Raw genomic sequence first — 24,298 nt, 5'->3', positions numbered from 1 at the left:
AAAGCCTTTTGCTACAAAGACACTAAGTCGCAAAGTTTATAAAATATGAAACCGCCTAATTGGGCGGTTTTTTTTAGGCCTTAATTATCGCAATGCCCACATAATATAATGTTTTCAAAGCTTTGTGTTCTCTGTGTTTTTATTAAACCTAATTGATAAAAATACTTTGTACACTCTGTGGTATTTATTTAAAAACAAAAACCGCCTGATCAGGCGGTTTTATCGTTTTAAGCTGTAATTGCTATTTATTTACTAACCAAAATACTCCAGTCAGCTCCACTATAGATTTTATGTTTTGCAGAGAAACTTCCTTGGTTTACTGCCAATGAAAAGTTTAAAAGACTATTGAAGTAACAAACATCAGTCCCAACAGGAACTTCTCCAAAAGTATGTACCAATTTTAATTTCCCTTCATATGCTTTTTTAGTTCCGTTGAAGATTTGAATTTTCACCATATCACCTGCTTTTAAATTTAAATTAGCAAATGTTTTTTTATCGATGTTAGTCCAAACATTTCCGTATTGAATATCTAAAATCGGGATTCCGCCTTTGATAATTCCTTTTTCGAAAACCGGTTTTTGGTACTCGATTTTTACTACTTCATTTGGCAATTTAGGCCCAACTTCTTCAAAAGTAATAGTTTTAGACGCTAAACGAGCTCCGGTAAAAGCATAAACATCACGACCGTGAAATGTATAAGATTCATTTGAGTTCTGACGACGGTTTTTTACTTCGTCGATTTCACGAATTTCCTGAATTCCTAATTGTTCCGCAACTAAAGTTAAAGTTCCGTTGTCCGGAGTAACAAAGTAATGACCTGATTTAGTCAGTAAAACTACTGAATGTCTTGCTGTACCAACTCCGGGATCACAAACAGATACAAATACAGTTCCTGCAGGATAATATTGTGCCGTTTGAGACAAACGATAAGCCGCTTCCCAAATATTAAATGCCGGGATTTCGTGCGTTACATCAAATATTTTAATATCGGTAGAAACCCCCATTGCAACCCCTTTCATAGCAGATACTGCCCCATCTTTCAAACCAAAATCTGATTGAAAAACCAATACATTATTTTGTGCGAAACCATTAAATGTCAGAGCGCACAAAAAAAGTAATAAACGTACTTTCATTTTTTCTCTTTTTAAATTTTCAGCAAAGATATTTTATTAAGCCCAATTTTAAAGTCTTCTTTTTATAAAAAACAGTAATTCGTTAAACGATTTCGATTATTTACAATTACATTTGCATTTTATTCAATACTCTATATAAATAGTAGGCATTAGCTTTCAGCTTCTTCTATTCGAATAATTATTACATCATACTCAAAACCAAAACCATCAATGAGAAAAAAACTAAAAATTGTCATAACTGCAATTCTTACTTTATCAAGTACTTTGTTTTTTGCACAAAACCACGAGATAAAAGGAACGATCACAAATGAAAATGGAAACCCGATAGAATTTGCTACTATTCTAATCAAAGGAACTCAAAATACTACGACGAGTGATGCTTTAGGAAAATTTACAATCAACTCATCTGTAAATAACCCAACACTTATTGTTTCATTATTTGGTTATCAAAAGAAAGAAGTGGTTGCAAAAGATCACTTTCTGGACATTCAGCTTATTGCAGAAAGCAACAGTCTTGATGAAATTGTAGTTGTAGGAAGTAGAAATCCAAAGAAAAGCAAATTAGAAACTGCAGTTCCTGTTGACGTTGTAAATTTGGCAAAAATCCGTAATACAACTCCACAAACTACAACAAATGACATCCTTACTTATTTGATCCCATCGTTTAATTCAAACAGACAATCATCTGCTGACGGAACAGAACATATCGATCCGGCTTCTTTAAGAGGTTTAGGTCCTGATCAGGTTCTGGTTTTGATTAACGGAAAAAGAAGACATACCACATCGTTGGTAAATTACCAAAACACAGTTGGAAACGGTTCTGTTGGAACAGATTTAAGCGCTATTCCAGCTTCGGCAATTAAACGAATTGAGGTTTTACGTGATGGTGCAGCAGCACAATATGGTTCTGATGCAATTGCAGGTGTGATCAATTTGGTTTTAAAAGACAATGCAGGTTTAGAAGTAAATGCTACTTATGGTTCGACATCTAGAAACGATGGTCAAACTACAAATGTGAACCTAAACTATGGAGCAAAAATTGGCAACAAAGGCGGTTTTATCAATTTAACAGCTGAATTCAACGATCGCCAAAAAACAAATCGTTCTCAAAACAACAACCTAATCATCTTTGATCAATCGGCTGAAGGTAACTTCTTTGCTTACGATTTTGCTGAAAATCCGGCACAATCACGCCAGATTGATAATAATTTATTAGCTCAAAATGGTTTGAAACGTGATGATTTTAATTTTCAGATTGGAGATGCAAAAATCCAGAATATTCAGGGATTTTTTAATGCATCTATTCCGTTAAACGATCAAATTGAGTTTTATGCTTCGGGCGGAGTAAGTCACAGAGAAGGAACTGGTTATGGTTTCAGACGTTTACCAAGTGAGACTGAGAATGTTGTTGCTTCTATTTTCCCTTTCGGATTTCAACCTGAATTAAACTCTGTTGTAACGGATCTTTCTTCTTCTGTTGGTTTCAAATTTAAATTTGGAGAATGGAAACTGGATGTAAGCAACACTATTGGAGAGAACAAATTTATTTATGATGTATCGAATACCAATAACGTTTCGTTAGGAGATAATGGCCAGACAAATTTTAAAGCCGGAAATCACTCTTTCTTGCAAAACACCGTTAATGCTGATGTTTCAAGATTATATAAAGATATTTTCAGCGGTTTGAGTGTTGCATTTGGAGGTGAATATCGTTTTGAAAAATACAAAATTGTTCCTGGCGAAGAAAACTCTTATATCGATGGAGGATCGCAATCATTTCCTGGTTTTTCTCCTTTGAATGCTGTAAACGAAAACAGAAACAGCGTTGGGGTTTATGCCGATGTTGAAGCTGATGTTACGGATAAATTATTGATTGGAATTGCCGGACGTTACGAGGATTTTACTGATTTTGGAAATACCATTAACGGAAAATTATCTGCCAGATATAAAATACTTGACAACCTTTTTGTTCGTGGAGCAATTAGTACAGGTTTTAGAGCGCCATCATTACATCAACAATATTTTAATAATATTGCAACAGATGCGGTTGACGGGCAAATTCTGAATTCGGGAATTTTTAGAAATGACAGTCAGGTAGCGAAAGAACTTGGAATCCCGAAACTGAAAGAGGAAACATCCAGAAATTACAGTTTTGGAATCGTTTTTTCTCCAACCAAAAAACTACACATTACTGCTGATTATTACCACATCAGAATTGATAACAGAATCATTCTTACAGGAAATTTAGGAAATGATGCTGCTGGAGAACCTGTTCCTGCACTACGTGATTTGTTTGCACAATACGGTGCTCAAACCGGACGTTTCTTTACTAATGCCATTAACACTACTACAAACGGAGTTGATGTGGTTATTGATTATGATATGAATGTTGGTCCCGGCAAAATGAATCTTTCGTTATTGTACAACTACAATGCTAATCAAGTAGATGATAAATTAAATAATATTCCGCTTTTATTTGTTGGTCAGGAAGATGTGTATTACGGACCTCAGGAAAGAAGTCTGATAGAAACAAATACACCTAAACACAAAGGTACTTTTGCAATCAATTACAGTTTGACAAAATGGAATTTCTTAGTGAGAAATACTTATTTTGGAGAAGTAATTCGTGATGGTTTTCCTTTTGGAGGAATCCAGAAACACAACGGAAAAGTGGTTACAGATATGACTGTAGCTTACAAAATAACTCCAAAAATTCAGGTTGCATTGGGAGCAAACAATTTATTTGATATTTTCCCGGACAGACAAATTTACGAGAACAGTTACTATGGAGTGTTTAAATATGCGCCGGTACAAATGGGTACAACGGGAGCATATTACTTTACCCGCATGAGTTTTACTTTGTAAATCTAATTTCAAAGCTTTTATATGAGCCATAAAATCGGAAAGAAACAATGTCTTATTTACAATAGAACCGCCTATATCGGCGGTTTTTGCTTTTATATTTAGATTGAATTATTAAATTTGATTTTTTTGACCTACTACTTTTTAATGAAACATATTACTTTTAGCGTAAAGTAAATCTTATAAAAACATCTTAAAGCATTTGTCAATTCGCTTTTCCCAAATTACATTTGTAAAAAAATTTAAAAATGAAAAAATTACCCCTCTTTTTTCTTTTGTTGATTGTCGCAAGTTGTAAAAAAGAAATTGACCCAAACATAAACAATGGCAGTAAAATAGAAACTGAGCTTCCTCAGGTAAAAGTCTTAAAAACAGACACAATTGCCATTTCAGGTTATGACACAAAAACCAATTATATAATAGCTTCATTATTAAAAAAGACAGTAACGAAAGAGGGCAACGAAAATGTTCAATACAGACTTGCTTTTTATACTAATAATAAACAAATTGCTTCTAAAGATCTTACTATTAATGATTGTTTTAAGGATTCTGAATGGAGTGCAAATTATGGTTTATCTCCAGATGATGATTCTTCAGTTTCTCCTTTCATTCAACTTGATTATGGTGTTCAGACTGATGGTTCTTTACAAAAACAATATTTATTTTATCTCGCCGATAAAAAATTACAATTAGTGCATGAATGGGAATCTTCAAGTGATAGCGGAGTAGGTTCCTGGACTGTATTTCTAAATGCGAATCCAAAAAATGAGAAACAAACATTTTATTCCAGAAGTGTTTCTTTTGATTATAAAGATGACAATAATGACACTATAGGAATAGCTACTTATTCAGATACTATAAAAATTTATTTTGAAAACGACCAATGGAAAAAGCAACTACTAACTCCAAAGGGTAAAATTTATAGAAAAAAAGAAGTTTCTATTGATAATTTTGACTTTAAAAAATAATTATAGAAAAGCCCGCAATTAAAACTGCTAGGCTATTTTAGTTACCAGAGTTGCTGTAGAAACTGCTTCGCATGAATCTGCAAAATCACCATGTTGGTTATAATCTATAAAGCAGCATATCTGTCACTGACTAAATTTTTAAAATAATCTATAAATAAAAGCCAGCCTTTTAAAAAGCTGGCCTTAATACATTTTTAAAATAAACTGAGAATTTATTTTATATCCATTTCCGGAATTTCTCCCTCAATAATCAAATCTGCTTCTGTCGAAGCGACGATATGTTGTACAGAAACACCTGGCGCACGTTCTAAGAGCTTAAATCCATTTTTTGTTACTTCGAGAACTGCTAATTCAGTTACAACCTTTTTAACGCATCCTACACCCGTTAATGGCAAAGTACATTTTTTCAAAATTTTAGATTCGCCTGCTTTATTAACATGCATCATGGCCACGATTATATTTTCGGCAGATGCTACCAAATCCATTGCGCCTCCCATTCCTTTTACCATTTTGCCGGGAATTTTCCAGTTGGCAATATCTCCGTTTTCTGAAACTTCCATCGCTCCTAAAATCGTCAAGTCTACTTTTTGACTGCGAATCATCCCGAAACTAAAAGCCGAATCAAAGAAACTCGCACCCGGAAGCGTGGTAATTGTTTGTTTTCCTGCATTGATAACATCCGCGTCTTCTTCTCCCGCAAAAGGAAATGGTCCCATACCCAAAACGCCGTTCTCACTTTGAAACTCAACCGCAATATCTTCTCTGACATAATTCGCAACCAAAGTTGGAATCCCAATACCAAGATTGACAAAATACCTGTCTTTTACTTCTTTTGCAATTCGTTTTGCAATATCTTCTTTTGTTAACATATTTTTGAATGTGTCAATTTTTAAATGTGTCAATGTGCAAATGAGTCAATTAGATAATGCTACATTTCGCACAATCTAATCAATTATCTAATTATCACATTTTCTAATTATCTAATTTTTAACCCTAACAGTTCGTTGTTCGATTCTTTTCTCAAACTTCTCACCCTGAAAAATGCGTTGCACCATAATTCCCGGAATATGAATTTGATTTGGATCTAAAGTTCCAACAGGAACCAATTCTTCAACTTCGGCAATTGTAATTTTTGCAGCTCCGGCCATACAAGCATTGAAGTTTCTTGCAGTTCCTTTAAAAATCAGATTTCCGGCTTCATCACCTTTCCATGCTTTTACAATCGCAAAATCAGCTTTAAATGCTTCTTCCATGATATGCATCTTTCCGTTGAATTCACGGACTTCTTTTCCCTCAGCAACTTCAGTTCCATAACCTGCAGGAGTAAAAAAAGCAGGAATTCCAGCTTGTGCAGCACGACAACGTTCAGCCAAAGTTCCTTGTGGAGTAAGTTCAACTTCTAATTCTCCTGAAAGCATCTGACGTTCGAACTCGGCATTTTCACCAACATAAGACGAAATCATTTTTTTGATTTGTTTTTTCTGCAAAAGCAATCCCAAACCAAAATCATCAACTCCGGCATTATTCGAAATACAGGTTAAATCTGAAATTGTTGTATTTACTAATGCCGCAATAGTATTTTCAGGAATTCCGCACAAACCAAAACCACCAAACATAATAGTCATTCCGCCTTCGATTCCTTCTGTAGCATCCTGAACGTTATTTACTTTTTTTGTAATCATAACAAACTGTCTTTATAACTGTATATTTTTGATAAAAATAAGATTTTTAGATCAAATTATAACGATTTCGTAAAAAATAAATCTACATTTTATTTCATTGTAATTTAACAGCCAACTGCAATTAACCGCAGAGTTCACAATAAAAAATGCAAAGTCCGCAAAGCGTAATTTATTAAATAGCTTTGCGAACTTTGTATAAATCTTAGCGCTCTTTGCGGTAAGATCTTATTCCAAAAAAAATCCTTTTGTTTTCTTCTAAATTACTGAAGATTACAAAAGGATTTTTTATTTTAAAGTGAATTTAAACTACAGTTCGAATTCGTCTGTATTTTGTTCTGTTGCAGTGGTATCTTTTACTTTTGGAGCACTGTAACAATCTACTTTTATCGAAAGATTTGCTGGTCGTTCAAACTCTGATTTCGAAACCTTAAGTCCGGCATCAGCATAACAAAGTTTCATGAAATAACCCCAAATTGGCAATGCTGCAGTTGCACCCTGTCCGTAAGTTAAACTTTTAAAACGTGCTGAACGATCTTCACAACCTACCCAAACTCCAGTTACCAGATTAGGCACCATACCCATAAACCAACCATCAGACTGGTTTTGAGTTGTTCCTGTTTTACCGGCAATAGGATTCCTGAACATATACGGATATCCTGTCCAACGCTTGTCTCCGCTTCCACCTCCTTGCGTACGTAAACGTGCACCAGAACCGGTTTCAGTAACACCTTCTAATAATTTGATTACTGCAAAAGCAATATCTTTATTTAAAACGTCGTGAGATTCAGGAATTGGTTCATAAATAACCTCTCCGCTTTTATTCTCAATACGGCTTAAAAATTGCGGTTTTACATATACTCCCTGATTTGCAAATGTGCTGTAAGCAGCAACCATGTCTTCAACCGTAATATCAACAGCACCAAGTGCAATGGATGGCTGTGCAGGAATTTCAGTTTTCACACCTAATTTATGCGTTAATTCGACAACAGCTTCCGGTCCTACGCGATCTATTAATTTTGCAGAAATGGTATTGATCGAATTTGCCAGACCTTGTTTCAATGTAACCATACCGCGGTATCTGTTATCAGAGTTTCTTGGCTCCCAATCCGCAGTAACATTATGACGCCCTTTATGAATCATAAATGGTCCGTCAAGAATAGAATCGCAAGGAGACATATTCAATTGTTCGATTGCAGTTGCATACACAAACGGTTTAAAAGTAGAACCTACTTGTCTCGCCCCTTGCCCAACGTGATCGTATTGGAAATATTTATAATTGATTCCGCCAACCCATGCCTTAATATTTCCGGTTTGCGGTTCCATAGCCATTAAACCAGATTGCAAAAAGTGTTTAAAATAACGAATAGAATCAAGCGGTGTCATTACTGTATCACGTTCACCTTTCCAGGTAAATACGCGCATTTTTGTTTTTACCTTGAAAGAAGCAATGATATCATCTTCACTTTTATCCATATCTTTCATAATGGCCCAACGCGTAGAATTTTTCATCGCCTGCATCATTAGTCGATCCGTTTCTGCCTGAGAAATATTTACAAAAGGCGCATTTTTATTGGTTTTCTGTTCAATAAAAAACTGTTGTTGTAAATTTTTCATATGTTCAGAAACAGCTTCTTCAGCATATGACTGCATTCTTGAATCGATAGTAGTATAAATTTTCAGACCATCTTTGTAGATATCATAATCTGAACCATCAGGTTTTTTATTTTCAGACACCCATTTTTTCATATAATCACGAAGATATTCTCTAAAATACGTAGCTGTTCCTTCGCGGTGACTTTCTAATTTAAATTTTAAGGCAATCGGCAAAGCTTGTAATCTTAATTTCTCAGACTCTGTAATCATTTTGGCTTTTTCCATTTGAGAAAGCACAACGTTACGGCGATTTTTTACTCCTTCAGGATTACGAACCGGATTGTATAAACCTGAATTTTTGAACATACCAACTAACATAGCTGATTCATCCATCGTTAAATCTTTTGGATCTTTAGAGAAATAGGTTTGCGCAGCAGAACTTACTCCAACGGAATAATTTCCAAAATCATATACATTACAATACATCGCCAGAATCTCATTCTTGGTATATTGTCGTTCGAGACGAATGGCAATAATCCATTCTTTTATTTTTTGTACAATCCTGAACGGAAGAAACTTAGATCCTTCTCCGTGAAATAATTGTTTTGCAAGCTGTTGCGTTAATGTACTTGCTCCACCATTAGTTCCTAAACTGAAAACTGCTCTTAAAGTTCCACGTCCGTCAATACCCGAGTGATCATAAAAACGAGCATCTTCAGTAGCAACTAAAGCTTCTACCAAACTTTTTGGCAAATCTGAATACTTAAGTTGAGATCTGTTGGTTTTGAAATATTTACCAATTACTACTCCATCAGACGAAATGATTTCTGTAGCCAAATTAGAATCCGGATTTTCTAAATCTTCAAAAGAAGGCATCGATCCGAATAAACCCCACGAGGCAAATAAAAAGAAAGCTAAAATACCCAATAAGGTATAAGCAAAAATTCTCCAGAATTTCTTTTTATAGTAGTTAATATCCTTATTACTATTAGGTTGATTGTTTTTCTTGATGGCCATAACTATTTTTCTAATCTTTTTGTTCTATTCTAAAACCTACGTCTGTAATACCTTCTAAAGCCTGAACTCCGGGAATTTTTCCTGATTCCCGAACAGCTTGTTTGATATGTACTTTATATTTTCCTTTAAACTTTACATCTTCTTTGTAGTACAGCTTACTTTCTTTTATATCCGTAAAACCATTTCCTAATAAGGTTCCGTCAGGTTTTGCCATTTCATATTCTAAAGTATCTACTTTAGTGAAACCACTAGGTGTTTCAATAGCCACAATTAAAAACAAATTTTTGAACGGATAATTGTTATTATCTCTCAAATTTATAAATAAATTGTATTTTTTGGTGGAATCTAAAACCGGCAGGTCAAAAGTTACAATACTGTCTTTGTTCCAGGCACTTCCAACAGATTTGTACTCATCAAACACTCTTTTTTTATCACAAGAAAAAAGAAGTATTGCTACCAAAAGAAGAATCCCGCTATTTTTTATTCTCATTTTTAGTAATAATTATAGGTTTTCTAGGTTCAGCCGGTTTGTTATCATTCGAATTATTAGCTTTATTCGCTTGATTTGGCTTGTTATTATTCGGTTTGTTCCCTTTATTTGAATTTCCATTTCCTGCCGCAGGTTTATTTTGATTTGGAACTGCCGGCTTGTTTAGATTTGGAACTGCCTGAGGTTTGTTTGGAGTTGCCACAATCGCAGCTTCAGCATTTGGTTTGCGTTTGCGACTTGGTTTTTTCTTTCTTTTTGGCTGGTCAAAACGAGTTAAACTCTCTTGTCCCATTGCGTTATTAAAGTCTTTTTCAGGTTCTGAAACTACTTCAATAGCAAAATCTTCTAGTGATGAAACTTTATTTTTCTGTTTGTTTTCGGCAATAATTTCTTTTACCTGATCAATTTTTAAAACATGCCAGTTTGCAAAATTATTCGTGTAGGCAAACCACATTAACCCTTTAAAAATATCTTGTTTCTGGCAGATTGCATCTCCTTTTTCGGTCACTAATTTAGTATCGTAATCCGGAAAATCTCTCAATGCATCCATATAAGTATCCAACTCATAATTCAGACAACACTTTAATTTTCCGCATTGTCCGGCTAATTTTTGAGGATTTAGCGAAAGCTGTTGGTAACGTGCTGCAGAAGTATTCACACTTCTAAAATCAGTTAGCCAGGTCGAGCAGCAAAGCTCTCTTCCACAAGAACCTATTCCTCCCAAACGAGCTGCTTCCTGACGGAAACCTACTTGTTTCATTTCGACTCTTGTACTGAATTCTTTTGCAAAATCTTTAATCAAAAGTCTAAAATCGACTCTGTCATTCGCAGTGTAGTAAAATGTAGCTTTAGATCCGTCTCCCTGAAATTCAATATCAGAAATTTTCATTTCAAGTTTATGCTGAATAGCCAATTCACGTGCACGAACTTTCATTGGTTCTTCACGATCACGCGCTACAGACCAGATATCAATATCTTTTTGGGATGCTTTTCTATAAATTTTTGGAATTTCGTTGCTTTCGTGATTTACACCTTTCTTTTTCATTTGAATTTTTACCAATTCACCTGTCAAAGTTACAATCCCTATATCATGTCCTGGCGATGCAACAGTTGCTACAATATCGCCAATACTTAAAGTTAGTTTCTCAGAATTTCTAAAAAATTCTTTACGTCCGTTTTTAAAACGAACCTCAACACAATCAAAAATTGCTTCTCCATTAGACGGACTCATGTTTGCGAGCCAGTCAAAGACCGTCAATTTATTGCAGCTATCGGTGCCGCAAGTCCCATTATTTTTACAACCTTTTGGTGCGCCACCATCTGAGGTTGAACAACTTGTACATGCCATAATTTTATATGTAGTGCTGCAAAAGCAGCTTAAGTTCATAAACGTTTGAATCCGTAAAGATAGTATTTTTTTTAGTTTGCTTTTTTATCGATTATTCTAAAGCTCTGTTAAATAGGTAAACTACTCATTTATAAGGCATAATATTTTTAAGACGTTGTTTAAAATGTCTTATTCTATTACTAATTTGTCGTATCACATTAAACTTCAAGAGCATATTATTAGAACTTTGCGGGTTGCAAAAAAACAATTGAACAGATGGAAAAATATTTTAATAAAGATTATGAAAAACTTCTCGTTCATTCTCTTCGTCAACTTTTCAATACAATATACAATCTAGATGTTAAACAGAGTAATAAATGGCACTAAAGGCATTAAATAAAATCAATATATTGTAATAATACAGGAAGTTGCTGACAATCCGCTAAACAGCAAATAAGTTTGTGATTTGGCAAATCATTTTTTAAGTAATCAATTTTAATTTGTCTTCTAGCCCTCTCTGCGAAGCCTTTTGATTTCGTAGCGACAACGATAACTCGTAACAGGAAAATTGTTTCACAACAACAATAATTAAGCACTACGGCTTTATATTTTACGTTTTAATTTTTACAACTCTTTTTTTATTCCAAAAATTCACATAAATAATAATTTTAAGTTTTATATTCATTTTCATAATTTTTTTAAACATGTCAACACAAAACAAAATAGGAGAATACATCTTTCAGGAGAATTTCGATGCTGCCAGAGCAGCGCTTAAAAACGGAGAATCGTTTAACGAGCAATATCTTAAAAACAATTTTTCGCAAATAATCACTAAAATTCTTAACGCAAAAGCTATTGATCTAATAGATGCTTTGATAAAAGCGGGTTTTATCGAAACAGATATTTATGAACTGGACAATTTTGACAAATCTATTTTTAGTACTGTTTCCCGGGATTTAAAAGGTGACGAAGAATCTGTTTCATTTTTTAAAGCTCTGATGTCAAAAATGGAAAATATTAATGATGAAGTCAGCGACCAGACTTTATTAGGATATTGCATCGAGAAAGGAGCTGCAGCACCCCTTATTAAAAGTCTAATTGAAGATTCTGGCTGTAATACTCAGTTTAAAAACAATGCGGGAGAAAATTTGATTTACCGTGTTATAAACATTTACGGTTTAGATCCAGAAAAAGGAGCAGCATACATTCGTTTATTAGTGGAAAACGGTCTCGATATTAATGAAAAAAATATCGTTGGTACAACAGCCTTACTTTGTGCGGTAAAAAAGGTCAAAAAAGAATACATTGCATTATTGCTTGATAATGGCGCAGATGCAAATGAAACAGACAACCTCGAGAACAATGCTTTTTATTATGCTGTAGCCGAGCAATCTTCTTATGAAATGTATGATCTTTTGGCTGCTGCTTGTACTGTAAATTTCAATATCATCAACAAAAACGAACGAACGTTATTAACAGAATATATCCGATCGATGTCAGATTCAGAAAGTAGTTTGAAATTTTTAGAACGATTATTATCAGATGGTGCTGATCTTAATTATTGTGCTCAATACTACGGAAAACCAAAATCAGCATTGGATTATATTGCAGAAAAAAACGCCACTATTCTAAAATCTGTATTGGATACTTCATCCATTGACCTCAACGAACAGGACAATGAGGGTAACACATTATTGCATAAAATTTGTGAATACAACGTAAATTATGATGCCGAAACTGCAAAAGAAACGTATAGAAAAGTAAAATTATTATTGGAAAACGGTGCTGATAAAAACATTACGAATGATAAAGACGAAACTGCCCTTATGATTGCTTCGGAAGACAACCTTAAAATAAAAACTGTCGAACTTTTAATGAAATCCTAAGAACAAAATTATATAAAAAAACAACAATATATGTCCATGTCATTTATACTTGCCTGCGAAAACGGCAACAGAAAAATAGCCGAATTACTGCTTCAAAATAAAGAAGTTGATGTAAAATATACCGATGAAAAAGGAAGAACAGCTTTGCATTATGCCGCCCACAGAGGATATCTGGATATCGTGAAACTATTATGCGAAGATGGTGCCGATATCAATTATGAAGATCACGAGGGAGAAACGCCTTTATTCTTCTCCTGTTTGCAAAAGCAAAAACAAACTGCACTTTATCTCCTGGAAAATGGTGCAAAAATTGAAATCAACGACAAAAGCGGTAACAGTCTTTTGCATTTAACAGTTCAGACTGCACAAGTTGAAATAGCTTCAAAATTATTAGACGCCGGAATAGATGTGGATCTTTTGAACAACAATGGCGAAACACCTCTGTTAATTGCTTCCAGAAAACAAAATCGCGAAATAATACAATTACTTTTAGATAAGGACACTAATATTAACGCCACTGACAAACAAGGAAATACTCCTTTGATTTTCGCTTGTTACACAAAATCTTTACCAATGGTAACTTTGCTGCTGGACAATGGCGCCGACATTAACCACATGAATCACGCAGGTGAAAATGCACTGCTCAGTGCGTGTTACGAAACCAACAGAATGCTTGCCAAATTATTAGTTGAAAGAGGTGCTAATGTATTTACTTCAAACAGTAGTGGTCATTCACCTATTTGGTACGCCTGCAGCAACAATCAAAAAGAAATCGTGGGCTTATTTTTAGACAATGGGGTTGATGTAAACTTTAGCAAACCAGTTGCCGAAGATACCTCATCGATGAATGATTACCTGGATTGGGTGATCAGCGCAACGAATATTGCGGTCGATTCTAGTTTTACACTCAACAGCAGTTACAGTTATGGTGGCGAAAGCCTGTTGCATATTGCCACAAAAAAAGGCAATCTGAGTATGGCCAAACTGCTGATCGACGCAGGCGCAAACATCAACATACAAGACGAATCCGGAAATACACCTTTGCATTACAGTGCGGCAAGCGGCAAAAAAGATGTAGTGAAGTATTTACTTGAAAACAACGCCGATGCCACAATCGTAAACGTGAAAGAACAAAAAGCTATTGATTACTCAAATGTAAAAGGATTTAATGAAATTACCGAAATGATTTTGAAAGTTGCGCCATCCGGAACAGTTGTTACTCCAATTAAAACAGTTGCAACAGAAGAAAACAATAGTACAGTAAGTTCTATGGAAGAAAAGAAAAAAGCTTTATTGGATCTTAAGGAACTTTTAGATGCCGGTATTTTAAATACTGAAGAATTTGAGACAGAGAAAAGTAAAATCCTAAAAGGATAAAATTCAGACCTGGCAGGTTTTTAAAATCTGTCAGGTCTAAAAACTTATAGCTTTTTTTTAAGCATATCTTTAAAAAATTTTACAACCTACATTGACAAAGGCGGACTTTCTAATCAAGAATTTATAGATTTTAATAATGATGGTTATTTCGACATCTTGTTTTCTCGTGGAGAACAGAGGGGTGACCATGAACTTTATCTGTATGATTCATTAAATAATACTTTTGTGAAATCTATAGGTTTTGAACGTATCCGTGAGCCTGTTCAACTAAAATCCAATCCTAATTATTGGTATAGCTATTGCCGGGCAGGTTGCGCCGATATCAATTGAACAAGCAAACTATTTACATTCAAAAATTTTGAAAAGGTTGAATTAGGCAATATCTATGGGAAAGGTTGTGATGAAGAAGCAAAATCCCAAAGTATTCAAGTTTATAAGGTGCTTAAAAATGATGAAAATAATTTAAAATTGATAAAAAAACTTCCATATTCAGTCTTACCTTGTAATGCAGACAAATGGAATTTCATCGAAGAATATTGGAACAAAAACTATCAAAAATTCAAATAGTACTGAACACAAAATATACGCTGCCTAACATTCAGTTGGATTAGGTCGGGCTAGTTGCGAATTGCACGTTTGCACAGGCCTTCTCTTACTATTTTGAGCTGATAACGAGGTGATGGTACTTTTATAAATAGAGGGTTTTCATAAATGAACTATTTTTATAAAATATAAATTCCACTTAAAAAACATTAAACATTATCCTCATAATGAAACATTTTTTCTCACTTTTATTAATTGTATTAGCCTTTTCTTACTCACAAGCACAAAATGATTCTATAAAAGTTCTTACTTTTAAAGTCAACTTTCCTGCCGATTCATCAAGCATAGATGATATTGATTTTACTAAAGAAAAACCTGAATGCGAATTTGAATTAAAAGGTGAAATTCCCTTAAAATATTCTTTCCGTTTACAAAATGACTCAATTGCGTCACTTTATCAATTAAAAAACAATGAATTTCAATTTCAGGAAAATATGAGTTATCAACCTTTTCCCTGGAACTTTGATAATGATTTGCTTATTTCAAATTTTAAAATTATCGACTTTGACAATGATGGAGACGAAGATCTACTGTGTTGGGTATTTTCTAATGTAAATACTAATGAATGGACCATTATATTTATTAATGATCAAACACAACAAAAACTCGTAAGGCTCTATAATACAGCTGACGATACTGATATCTGGAACAGACCTGAATTTGACAAAGAAACCAGCACTATAAATACCGAACTTTATGGAAGCGCTTATGGAAGATCTGAAGAAAGCAGTTATCTTTTAAAAACCGATCTTACTATTATACCCATAAAAAAACATTTTCAGCACCGAACAGGAAAACATATGATTGATTACGAATACATTGGAAAAAACGGGAAATGGAAATTAAAGTCTAAAAATAAAGTAAAAGCAGAGAAAGACTAACAGAAACATAACCATTAGACATTTATGAATAAATACTTAATATTTACAACAGCAATTTTAATATTATTAGGAAACGTTAATTGCAGTAAAACAAAAAAAGGACCAGCACAAATTCAGGAAGCCCTTAATGTGGTGGAAGAAGTTCCTGAAAATGAGATTTCAGAAATTGAAATAGGAAAAAATCCTGCAGATTTTGTTCCAAAAGGCTATGTAATCTTTGATACCATTTATGGTGATTTAAATAAAGATAAAATCGAAGACTGTGTTCTAATTATAAAAGGCACTAACAAAAGTGAGATCGTTAAAGACGAATACCGCGGTGAATTAGATCGTAATCGCAGGGGCATTATCGTTCTGTTAAACAAAAATAAAGGTTACGAACTGGCTGTTAAAAACTATGACTGTTTTTCTTCTGAAAATGAAGAAGGCGGTGTTTATTTTGCACCGGAACTAGGCGTTGAAATAACCAAAGGAAAACTTTTTGTACATTATGCCCACGGAAGATACGGCTATTGGAGATATATGTTTAGACTTCAAAATTCAGATCTTGAACTTATTGGCTACGATGCAAGTAGCAATCACGGACCTACAGTTCTTACTGAAACAAGTATAAATTTCTTAACCAGAAAAAAAATAGTAAACGAAAACGCAAACCCGAATATCGATGAACCTGAGATGTTTGAAAAGAAGGAAACAAAAATCAATAAAATAAAACTACTTAAATTATCTGAAATAGAAGATTTTGATAAGCTTGAAGTTTCAGAAGAGTAAAACAATACTTATTAATGAATATCATTTAAGTTGTATCAAAAATAGACTCTAATCTTTAAAGCATTTTCAAAATCAAATATGAAACTAAAAATTTATTTAATAATTTTTCTCTTAACAGCAGTATCTACTTTACACGCACAGAAAGCCTATTTTATTAATGATTTCATGAAAGGCTATACTTTGTACTTTGTGCGGGATACAACCAACTCAGAAATAAAAGAATATTATAAACTTACTGAAAATGAAAGTAAAAAAATAGCACTTGAATATGGTACAAAAGAACTTTCTACGCCACAAATCAACAAAACAGCGAAGACAACAACATTCAAAAGCATATCTAATAAAAATATCAGTGTACTGGGAGATGTGAATTTTGACGGAAGACCCGATATTATCATTTTTTATCCAGAACTTTTTGATGAAGGATGCTATTCACCACAGGCAACAGCAAGTATCTTTATTAATACGCCAGCAGGTTTTGTCCCTAGTCCAAATATAAGCAGTATTTATGATAATACTCATTGTGTGCGAGGCGGTTCATTTGAGATTAATCCTAAATACAAACGAATCATAACATCGAGTTCTGGCGGAGCTGCTCTTCATGGCATCGAACATTTCACCGTTACCGGTAAAGAAGCAAAAATGTTGTCCAGTTATGTAGAAGATGGTTTTGTAGAAGGTCCTTTTTCTCAAATAACAGGAAAGAGATGGGAAAACAACCAATATGTTCCTTTTACTTCTTTGTCGCTCTATGAATCCAGTTTAAATGAAAGAAAACTACTTGCTTTCGACACAAAAAACGGCAAAGGACGTGTGATCTTATTTAAAGCTGATAACATATTGTATTATGCTTTTCAGCAAAACGACGAATATAAATTTGTTTCTTTTGCACATCCGTCCAGTCCGGAAAAAGCCGGTAAAGCAATATTTAAATTCAGGAAACAAAATGCAGATTACGAATTGGAGTTTAATAGCGGCAACATAAAATACCTCATCTATGAAACACCTAACGCAGTTGGTATTAAAATTAATGTAAACGGAAAAATATCAGATTGGCAAGGTATGGATAAAGAAGGAACTTTGTCTTCTTTGACAAATGCTAAATTTGTAAATCTTGTTAAATAATAGTCAATCTAAAAAGATAAAAGAGCCACAAATTGTGGCTCTTTTTATTTATAATCAGGAAAATAATCTAAGTCTCCTTAACCGTAATAATCTTCACCGGACAAGCCTTCGCAGCCAATTCACAACTTTCGACAATTGTGTGATTGGGAGATTTTAAAGTAAAAAAGCCTTTCGCATCTTTCGAATGAATCAAAACCGATTTGCCGTCTTTTTTAGACATTTGAAAATGAACCGGATCCATTTCGACGCAATAATTACAGCCAATGCATTTGTCTCTTTGTAAAGTGATGATAACCATTACGCCTCCACTATTTTATATAATTTATCAGACATTCTTATTCTGAAAGGCAATTTAAAAGTACAATCGTCACCTTTTGTAGCCTTTTCAGAAACCAAATCATTTACCATCATTTCATCAATAATCATTTCCTGCGCTCCTGTACTTGGACCGGTAACTAAAATTCTATCTCCAATCTTAATATCGTAAGCTTCAATTTTGAATTGTCCAACTTCAGCTTTTGGGAAATAATGCGTTCCCTTGCCTACATAGACTTTCTTTTGCGTCGCCGCAGAACCTGGAATATCACTCCATTCTCCTAATTCCTGACCCAGATAATACCCTGACCAAAAACCACGATTATAAACTGTATTCAAAGCTTCCATCCAAACAAAAACCTTTTCTTTAGAGAACGTTTTTTCGTAATACGAATCTATAGCTTCACGATACGTTTTGATAACCGTTGCTACATATTCCGGCGCACGGCCACGGCCTTCGATTTTCAGCACCTGAATTCCAGAATCGATTACCTGATCTAAAAAATCAAGCGTACATAAATCTTTAGGCGACATCAGGTATTCATTATCAACTTCAATCTCAAAACCAGTTTCCTGATCGATAACGGTATATTTTTTTCGGCAGTTTTGCTTGCACGCTCCACGATTTGCAGATGAATTATGTGAATGTAAACTCAAATAACATTTACCTGAAACCGCCATACACAAGGCACCGTGACCAAAAATTTCGATTTCGACTAAATTGCCGTTTGGACCTTTTATCTCTTCTTTCTCTATTTGATCAGTAATACTTTTTACCTGACGCAAACTCAGTTCACGGCTTAAAACCATAGTATCAGCAAATAAACTGTAGAATTTTATGGTCTCAATGTTCGTTACATTCAATTGGGTCGAAATATGAACTTCCATTCCAATTGTTCTTGCCATTGCAATCACAGCTTGGTCAGAGGCAATTACAGCTGTAATATTCGCTTCTTTGGCTTTATTCAACAATGTCCTTACAACAGATAAGTCGTGATCGTAAATGATCGTATTTAAAGTCAGATAACTTCTAACTTTTTTGGCTTCACAACGATTGGCGATTTCCTGCAAATCATCCATAGTAAAATTTACTGTCGAACGCGCGCGCATATTAAGTTGTTCTACTCCAAAATAAATAGAATCAGCGCCATTATCGAGCGCTGCCTGAAGTGAATCAAAGCTCCCTGCGGGAGCCATCAATTCAATTTTGTTATTTGTTGTCATTTTTATTTGTATTGTTTCCAATAGTTAAAACTATTGGTTATTTTTTTCAATTATATAGTCCCTATTTTATGGTGTCCAAACGGTTGAAACATCGGTACGCATCATTGAGCATTTTATATCGCCTCCAAACGGTTGAAACCGTTCACTATGTTTCGAGATACATTTTCTAAATATTTTTAGACATAGCCCGAGGTTTTAACCTTGGGGACGCAACGTCAATCATTTTGTATTATTTCCCAGTTTATGCAATTTTACAAATTCATCAAATTCATCTTGTCCATTGATCTTAAGATGATGTTGTTTTTGATTTTTTATATAATTATACACAACCTCTCACTGAGATTCGCTGACTGAATAAGCCGCAAATCCCGTTTGCCAGGCAAATTTTTCAAGGATAAAATCCCCACTATTTATAAAATGCGAAGAACTTCCTTTTATTTGCTTTAAAAGGTCTGAGATAGTTTTTTGTGGATTTTGTAAAAATAAAACATGCACATGATCCGGCATTCCATTAATGATTCTAACGGGACATCCTTGTTCAATTAATTCCTCTCGGATATAATCATACAATTTTTCCTCAATTGAATAATCAATTAATTCCTGACGGTTTTTGGTTGCCCAAATTGCATGAATCCATAATTTGGTAAACGAATTCGACATGTAAATTAGCTTAAAATTTCAACTAATTTACAATTTTATACAACTTATCTGACAAACGAATACGAAATGGAACTTCAAAAGTAACTCGATCTCCAATTTTAGCAGTGTTGGCATCTGCATCGTTGACAATCATTTTATCTAAAACCAGTTCCTGATTACCTGTAGTAGGCCCGGAAATTAAGATTTTATCACCCGAATTTAATTCGTGGTTTTCTAAAGTAAAAAGACCAACTTGTGCTTTTACATAATAATGTTCCGCTTTACCAAGAAGTACTTTTTTGACTTTTATTTTTTGGCGAATATCGGCAGGCTTTTGCTTCCCCTGTTCGCTTAAGCTCGGGTCGACTGTAGCCAATGAATTATCTGATAATTCCCCTGAATGTTTGAATTTTAGATTTTCAGATTTTCCTTTTCTAAAAACTTTGTTTCCAACCTGTTTTCCGGTTCTTAAACGAACTTGGTCAACCAAAGGCATGTGTATAACATCAAGACATTCTGTAGAACAGCAGTTTTCCATTGCAGCTTTACATTCGTCACATTGAATAAATAACAAATGACAGCCGTCATTTTCGCAATTGGTGTGATTGTCACAAGGTTTTCCACATTGGTGGCATTGAGAGATAATATCTTCAGTAATTCTTTCGCCAAGACGATTATCAAATACAAAGTTTTTCCCAATAAATTTGCTTTCTAAACCTTCTGCCTCAATTTGTTTGGCGTAATTAATGATTCCGCCTTCTAATTGAAAAACATTTTTAAAGCCCTGGTGTTTAAAATAAGCACTCGCTTTTTCGCAACGAATTCCACCGGTGCAATACATCACCAGATTTTTATCATCTTTATGGTTCTGAAGCTGATCGTTGATTATAGGCAAACTCTCTCTAAACGTTTCAACGTCTGGAGTAATAGCGCCTTTAAAATGTCCTACTTCACTTTCGTAGTGATTTCTAAAATCTACTACAATCGTATTGGGATCATCAAGGATTTCATTAAATTCTTTGGCTTTCAAGTGAACGCCTATATCGGTTACATCAAAAGTTTCGTCGTTCAAACCGTCAGCGACGATTTTATCACGAACTTTAATAGTCAATTTTAAAAACGAATGATCATCGTGTTCTACCGCTTCATTCAATCGTATACCTTTCATGAAATCATAAACTTCAAGAGTAGTTCTAAAAGCCTCCAAATTTTCTTCCGGAATACTCATCTGAGCATTTATTCCTTCGTTGGCAACATAAATTCGGCCTAAAGCATCAAGCTTATTCCAGGCTACAAATAAATCATCGCGAAATTTTTTGGGATCTTGAATTTTGGCATACGCATAGAAAGACAACGTTAGTCGTTGTTTACCGGCATCATCGATCATGATGGCTCTTTCTTCTGCGCTTAAAGTGTTGTACAGTTGCATGCTATAAACAGTTTTTAAGTTTAGAAATTATTTTTTGAGGTGCAAAAGTACGGAAAAAGGTTCGAAGTTGCAAAGGTTCCTAGGCACAAAGGTCCTGAGACGCTAAGTTGCTTAAGGTTCTAAGTTGAAAAACTAAAATTCTTAGTATTTCTGATTTTTAGCCCAGATGGGAGTGGCATCCTTTTGGGCCGGTGTTCGGCACAAAAGATATAACGGACAGCTGGATTAGCTTCAAATAAAAAAGACTGCCTAAATAGACAGTCTTTAATATAACTTAGAACCTCAGCAACTTAATTAACAATACTCGTTAAACGCATCTTGCAAGTTCTCAGCGATTAATTCTGCTGGGCGACCTTCGATGTGGTGACGCTCTAACATGTGAACCAACTCTCCGTTTTTGAACAAAGCCATAGATGGCGATGATGGAGGAAAAGGGAACATATGTTGTCTTGCAGCATCAACAGCTTCTTTGTCAACACCTGCGAAAACCGTGATTAAGTGATCTGGTTTTTTAGCTCCTTCTAAACTCATTTTTGCTCCCGGACGTGCATTTCTTGCAGCACAACCACAAACAGAGTTTACAACAACTAAAGTGGTACCTTCGGCTTTGATAGCATTATCTACAGCGTCAGCACTATGTAAATCTTGAAAACCTGCAGTTGTCAATTCAGCTTGCATTGGTTTTACCATTTCTTCTGGATACATATCTCTTTATTTTTAAATTTTACTTTTGATCTGCAAAGTTACAAAGTTTACTCGCAACTAGTTAATTTCAGGTATAAAGTTTTGTTATAGTTGAATTGATATTTTATGGTATGAGAAATGGCCCGCAGATTTGGCGGATTTTGGCTGATAAATGCAGGTTATTTTAAATTTCTACAAATATTTTAGATAGAAAACACCTTAAATATTCTGCTAAATCTGCCTGAAACAAAAAAAGTATAACCTAGTTTTAATTTATAATTGATGTTATTTCGTAAATTTATTTTGGTAGGGATAGGTTTCGTAGATTGTATTGTCTTCATTGATAGAAAATCCCTTTGCAGCGTCTTCCCGCGCTATTCCTACCAAAGCAATTACTTCTTCTTTAGATTTCCCCTGTTTAAGCAAGCAAAAGGCTTTGTAATATTTAGCATCTGAGAATTCGGGATAAATTTTTATTGCTTTATCAAAAATAGCTATTGCTTCATCCCATTTTTTAAGTTCATATTTAGCAATTCCCTGATAAAAATAAGCAGTTGGATGTTCTAATTTTTGCCTGTTTTTATAAATATCATTTACATAATCATCAAAAAGTTTTTCTGCTTTTGTGTACTCATTCAATTGCAAATAACAAAGTCCCATATAAAAACCATAAGTATGATCCATCCTATAACCGTTTCCATAGAGTTTAATACATTCTTCTAAATCTTTGATAGCATCTTTATAGTTTCTTGAGAAAATACATTTCATAAAACCTCTGTAAGGCAACCATTCTTGTTTGTCGTACAAAACAGCCTTATCCAGATATTGCATTCCAACTTCGTATTTTTTGCATTTAAAATAAGGCATTGCTTTTTGCTGCCATAAATAAGCAACGGTACTGTCTTTTTTAAGACCCTGATCAAGACAATCCTGCCACGCGGTCATTTCAAAAACATAGTTATGTTTCTCTGCACAATTGGTTAGAAATTCTTCAACAATTGCATCGTGGTTTTTGTTTGTAGAAACTTGTCCAAAAGATAAAAGAGTAAAAAAGAGACTAAATCCTAAAGTAATATTTTTCAAAGGTTATTGCTTTTTGTTAAAATTATTTGAAAGAAAAATCACTCTAAATAACGCCTTTATAAATGGCATTTTAGGACACTTTAAAATAACTTTAACATCTTGAGGCAAAGAGGTTTCTTCATCCAGAAATTTAAAAATTAAAGCTGGGTTTCCTTTTTTGAACATGGATGAAAAAATAGCACTTCCTAACTCATTACGACGATACAGAATATCTAAAAGCAATAAATCATAAAACCAAAATTTGTTTTTCTTGTAAAACATTGTCATCGTGAGCGGAATCGAAGGACTTCTATCTATTAGAAAATCAACTAATTTTGAAGATTTTTTATCTGAATTTTTAAAAGTATAACCCGTACTTGCTTTTGTCCATCCGCCGGCAGTTCCTATATTCAGGACTCGTTTTGTATTCTTTTTCCAAAAAGGAAAACACGTCATTGGAATACTCCCTTGCTCCTTCTCAATAATTTGATATTGATCAGCTCCGAGATTTCGCAAGTAAATTTGAATCTCGTTTTCGTATTCTTCTTTTGGCAGAAGATCTTCAGAAAAGAGTGTATATTCTATTAAAGCTTCGGTTTTAGAAATAGGCAAAACATACATAAAACGTGTGTTCCCCCTTTGTTCAACCGAAAAATCCATGAAAGTCGCTTGTTCCGAATTGAAAATTTCCTCTTCGGTTTTTACAAACCAACCTATAAAATGTTGTTGCAAAACCGGATATTTGGTTTGACTTAAAGCAAAAGCTTTGGTGTAAATACTATTGAATAAATAATCGCAGGTATATCTGTTTTCATCTGTACCCACAAAAACATGGGTTTCGAGTTCATTGATATCGGTTACTTTTTCGTTTAAAAAAGTAATGTTTTGATGTTTTGAAATCGCTGTAAAAACAAAATTATAGAAATCTAATCCTCGTATTTGATTGTATTGATAAGGTTTCAACGCTAAATCACGTTTGAAATCTTCATTGGCAAAAAGAGCCAAATCCCATTTTTTAAAGATGATAGAATTCCAAAGCGTTTCATCTTTTGCCCAAAAACACCATGTTCTGTCATTGGTTTTCTTCGAATCTTCGTCTAACAATAAAATTAATTTATCACTGAATTTTCCAGACACTACCATTTTATAAACGGTCATCAAAGCAGATAAACCTGATCCTGTAAAAATGTAGTCGAAGTGTTTGATTTGTGAAGATTGCATTCTCAAAAA

19 protein-coding genes and 1 pseudogene are annotated in these 24,298 nt (G+C 34.1%); 7 read left to right on the top strand and 13 right to left on the bottom strand.

Going from position 1 to position 24,298, the window contains the following annotated elements:
• Positions 1–245: 245 nt before the first annotated feature.
• Complete coding sequence (locus tag NJT12_RS00500) at positions 246–1,133, bottom strand: SAM hydrolase/SAM-dependent halogenase family protein (RefSeq protein WP_271333964.1); 888 nt, start codon at positions 1,131–1,133, stop codon at positions 246–248.
• A gap of 210 nt (positions 1,134–1,343) precedes the next feature.
• On the opposite strand from NJT12_RS00500, the gene NJT12_RS00495 reads away from it, so the two are divergent.
• Together NJT12_RS00495 and NJT12_RS00490 are read left to right on the top strand one after the other, a co-directional pair.
• Entirely contained in the window at positions 1,344–3,998 is a 2,655-nt protein-coding gene (locus NJT12_RS00495) for a TonB-dependent receptor (protein WP_271333963.1), read from the top strand.
• A 245-nt stretch (positions 3,999–4,243) separates the two neighbouring features.
• Entirely contained in the window at positions 4,244–4,963 is a 720-nt protein-coding gene (locus NJT12_RS00490) for a hypothetical protein (RefSeq protein ID WP_271333962.1), read from the top strand.
• 212 nt (positions 4,964–5,175) lie between these two features.
• On the opposite strand, the gene NJT12_RS00485 is transcribed toward NJT12_RS00490, so the two are convergent.
• From NJT12_RS00485 to NJT12_RS00465, 5 genes are all read right to left on the bottom strand, one after another.
• Entirely contained in the window at positions 5,176–5,832 is a 657-nt protein-coding gene (locus NJT12_RS00485) for a 3-oxoacid CoA-transferase subunit B (RefSeq protein WP_271333961.1), read from the bottom strand.
• 111 nt (positions 5,833–5,943) lie between these two features.
• A complete protein-coding gene (locus NJT12_RS00480) occupies positions 5,944–6,645 on the bottom strand; it encodes a CoA transferase subunit A (RefSeq protein WP_271333960.1) in 702 nt (233 codons plus the stop codon).
• 306 nt (positions 6,646–6,951) lie between these two features.
• A complete protein-coding gene (locus tag NJT12_RS00475; RefSeq protein ID WP_271333959.1) occupies positions 6,952–9,255 on the bottom strand; it encodes a penicillin-binding protein 1A in 2,304 nt (767 codons plus the stop codon).
• Between the two features lie 10 nt (positions 9,256–9,265).
• On the bottom strand, positions 9,266–9,745 hold the full coding sequence (locus NJT12_RS00470; protein WP_271333958.1) for a gliding motility lipoprotein GldH: 480 nt from the start codon (positions 9,743–9,745) through the stop codon (positions 9,266–9,268).
• The gene (locus NJT12_RS00465; protein ID WP_271333957.1) at positions 9,729–11,093 is read right to left on the bottom strand and encodes a PSP1 domain-containing protein; all 1,365 of its coding nucleotides are present in this window, start codon (positions 11,091–11,093) and stop codon (positions 9,729–9,731) included. The genes NJT12_RS00470 and NJT12_RS00465 overlap by 17 nt, the downstream gene beginning before the upstream one ends.
• A gap of 683 nt (positions 11,094–11,776) precedes the next feature.
• Here NJT12_RS00465 and NJT12_RS00460 point away from each other — a divergent pair.
• From NJT12_RS00460 to NJT12_RS00440, 5 genes are all read left to right on the top strand, one after another.
• Positions 11,777–12,958 carry an ankyrin repeat domain-containing protein gene (locus tag NJT12_RS00460; protein WP_271333956.1) on the top strand — a complete coding sequence of 394 codons (1,182 nt, stop codon included), beginning with the start codon at positions 11,777–11,779 and terminating at the stop codon, positions 12,956–12,958.
• Positions 12,959–12,994: 36 nt separating this feature from the next.
• A complete protein-coding gene (locus tag NJT12_RS00455) occupies positions 12,995–14,335 on the top strand; it encodes an ankyrin repeat domain-containing protein (protein ID WP_271333955.1) in 1,341 nt (446 codons plus the stop codon).
• 770 nt (positions 14,336–15,105) lie between these two features.
• Complete coding sequence (locus tag NJT12_RS00450) at positions 15,106–15,819, top strand: hypothetical protein (protein WP_271333954.1); 714 nt, start codon at positions 15,106–15,108, stop codon at positions 15,817–15,819.
• 24 nt (positions 15,820–15,843) lie between these two features.
• Positions 15,844–16,590, top strand: coding sequence for a hypothetical protein (locus tag NJT12_RS00445; RefSeq protein ID WP_271333953.1), 747 nt, complete (start codon positions 15,844–15,846; stop codon positions 16,588–16,590).
• Positions 16,591–16,668: 78 nt separating this feature from the next.
• The gene (locus NJT12_RS00440; RefSeq protein ID WP_271333952.1) at positions 16,669–17,715 is read left to right on the top strand and encodes an XAC2610-related protein; all 1,047 of its coding nucleotides are present in this window, start codon (positions 16,669–16,671) and stop codon (positions 17,713–17,715) included.
• 67 nt (positions 17,716–17,782) lie between these two features.
• Here the strand turns inward: NJT12_RS00440 and NJT12_RS00435 are convergent, their stop codons facing one another.
• The 7 genes and pseudogenes from NJT12_RS00435 to NJT12_RS00405 all read right to left on the bottom strand — a co-directional run bounded on the left by NJT12_RS00435 (position 17,783) and on the right by NJT12_RS00405 (position 24,289).
• On the bottom strand, positions 17,783–18,013 hold the full coding sequence (locus tag NJT12_RS00435) for a ferredoxin (RefSeq protein WP_271333951.1): 231 nt from the start codon (positions 18,011–18,013) through the stop codon (positions 17,783–17,785).
• Positions 18,013–19,254 (bottom strand): peptidase U32 family protein, encoded by a 1,242-nt coding sequence (locus NJT12_RS00430; RefSeq protein ID WP_271333950.1) that lies wholly within the window; start codon positions 19,252–19,254, stop codon positions 18,013–18,015. The genes NJT12_RS00435 and NJT12_RS00430 overlap by 1 nt, the downstream gene beginning before the upstream one ends.
• A 219-nt stretch (positions 19,255–19,473) precedes the next feature.
• Positions 19,474–19,914, bottom strand: a pseudogene (gene tnpA / locus NJT12_RS00425) (IS200/IS605 family transposase).
• Positions 19,915–19,936: 22 nt separating this feature from the next.
• Positions 19,937–21,322, bottom strand: a complete 1,386-nt coding sequence (gene trhO, locus NJT12_RS00420; RefSeq protein ID WP_271333948.1) for an oxygen-dependent tRNA uridine(34) hydroxylase TrhO — start codon at positions 21,320–21,322, stop codon at positions 19,937–19,939.
• A 294-nt stretch (positions 21,323–21,616) separates the two neighbouring features.
• The gene (locus NJT12_RS00415; protein ID WP_271333947.1) at positions 21,617–22,027 is read right to left on the bottom strand and encodes a BrxA/BrxB family bacilliredoxin; all 411 of its coding nucleotides are present in this window, start codon (positions 22,025–22,027) and stop codon (positions 21,617–21,619) included.
• A gap of 264 nt (positions 22,028–22,291) precedes the next feature.
• Positions 22,292–23,089: a tetratricopeptide repeat protein gene (locus NJT12_RS00410; RefSeq protein WP_271333946.1), complete on the bottom strand. Its 798-nt coding sequence runs from the start codon at positions 23,087–23,089 to the stop codon at positions 22,292–22,294.
• A gap of 3 nt (positions 23,090–23,092) precedes the next feature.
• A complete protein-coding gene (locus NJT12_RS00405; RefSeq protein ID WP_271334113.1) occupies positions 23,093–24,289 on the bottom strand; it encodes a lycopene cyclase family protein in 1,197 nt (398 codons plus the stop codon).
• Between the last annotated feature and the right edge of the window lie 9 nt (positions 24,290–24,298).

The sequence above is a fragment of the Flavobacterium azizsancarii genome, assembly GCF_027980145.1.
Classification (GTDB): domain Bacteria; phylum Bacteroidota; class Bacteroidia; order Flavobacteriales; family Flavobacteriaceae; genus Flavobacterium; species Flavobacterium azizsancarii.
This window is presented reverse-complemented; position numbering and strand designations above follow the sequence as displayed.

Coding starts and splice junctions, on each gene's coding strand:
- NJT12_RS00475 (WP_271333959.1), bottom strand. CDS start 9,255: ATGGCCATCAAGAAAAACAATCAACCTAATAGTAATAAGGATATTAAC.
- NJT12_RS00460 (WP_271333956.1), top strand. CDS start 11,777: ATGTCAACACAAAACAAAATAGGAGAATACATCTTTCAGGAGAATTTC.
- NJT12_RS00455 (WP_271333955.1), top strand. CDS start 12,995: ATGTCATTTATACTTGCCTGCGAAAACGGCAACAGAAAAATAGCCGAA.
- NJT12_RS00465 (WP_271333957.1), bottom strand. CDS start 11,093: ATGGCATGTACAAGTTGTTCAACCTCAGATGGTGGCGCACCAAAAGGT.
- NJT12_RS00450 (WP_271333954.1), top strand. CDS start 15,106: ATGAAACATTTTTTCTCACTTTTATTAATTGTATTAGCCTTTTCTTAC.
- NJT12_RS00500 (WP_271333964.1), bottom strand. CDS start 1,133: ATGAAAGTACGTTTATTACTTTTTTTGTGCGCTCTGACATTTAATGGT.
- NJT12_RS00405 (WP_271334113.1), bottom strand. CDS start 24,289: ATGCAATCTTCACAAATCAAACACTTCGACTACATTTTTACAGGATCA.
- trhO (WP_271333948.1), bottom strand. CDS start 21,322: ATGCAACTGTACAACACTTTAAGCGCAGAAGAAAGAGCCATCATGATC.
- NJT12_RS00430 (WP_271333950.1), bottom strand. CDS start 19,254: ATGACAACAAATAACAAAATTGAATTGATGGCTCCCGCAGGGAGCTTT.
- NJT12_RS00440 (WP_271333952.1), top strand. CDS start 16,669: ATGAAACTAAAAATTTATTTAATAATTTTTCTCTTAACAGCAGTATCT.
- NJT12_RS00445 (WP_271333953.1), top strand. CDS start 15,844: ATGAATAAATACTTAATATTTACAACAGCAATTTTAATATTATTAGGA.
- NJT12_RS00415 (WP_271333947.1), bottom strand. CDS start 22,027: ATGTATCCAGAAGAAATGGTAAAACCAATGCAAGCTGAATTGACAACT.
- NJT12_RS00480 (WP_271333960.1), bottom strand. CDS start 6,645: ATGATTACAAAAAAAGTAAATAACGTTCAGGATGCTACAGAAGGAATC.
- NJT12_RS00470 (WP_271333958.1), bottom strand. CDS start 9,745: ATGAGAATAAAAAATAGCGGGATTCTTCTTTTGGTAGCAATACTTCTT.
- NJT12_RS00495 (WP_271333963.1), top strand. CDS start 1,344: ATGAGAAAAAAACTAAAAATTGTCATAACTGCAATTCTTACTTTATCA.
- NJT12_RS00435 (WP_271333951.1), bottom strand. CDS start 18,013: ATGGTTATCATCACTTTACAAAGAGACAAATGCATTGGCTGTAATTAT.
- NJT12_RS00490 (WP_271333962.1), top strand. CDS start 4,244: ATGAAAAAATTACCCCTCTTTTTTCTTTTGTTGATTGTCGCAAGTTGT.
- NJT12_RS00485 (WP_271333961.1), bottom strand. CDS start 5,832: ATGTTAACAAAAGAAGATATTGCAAAACGAATTGCAAAAGAAGTAAAA.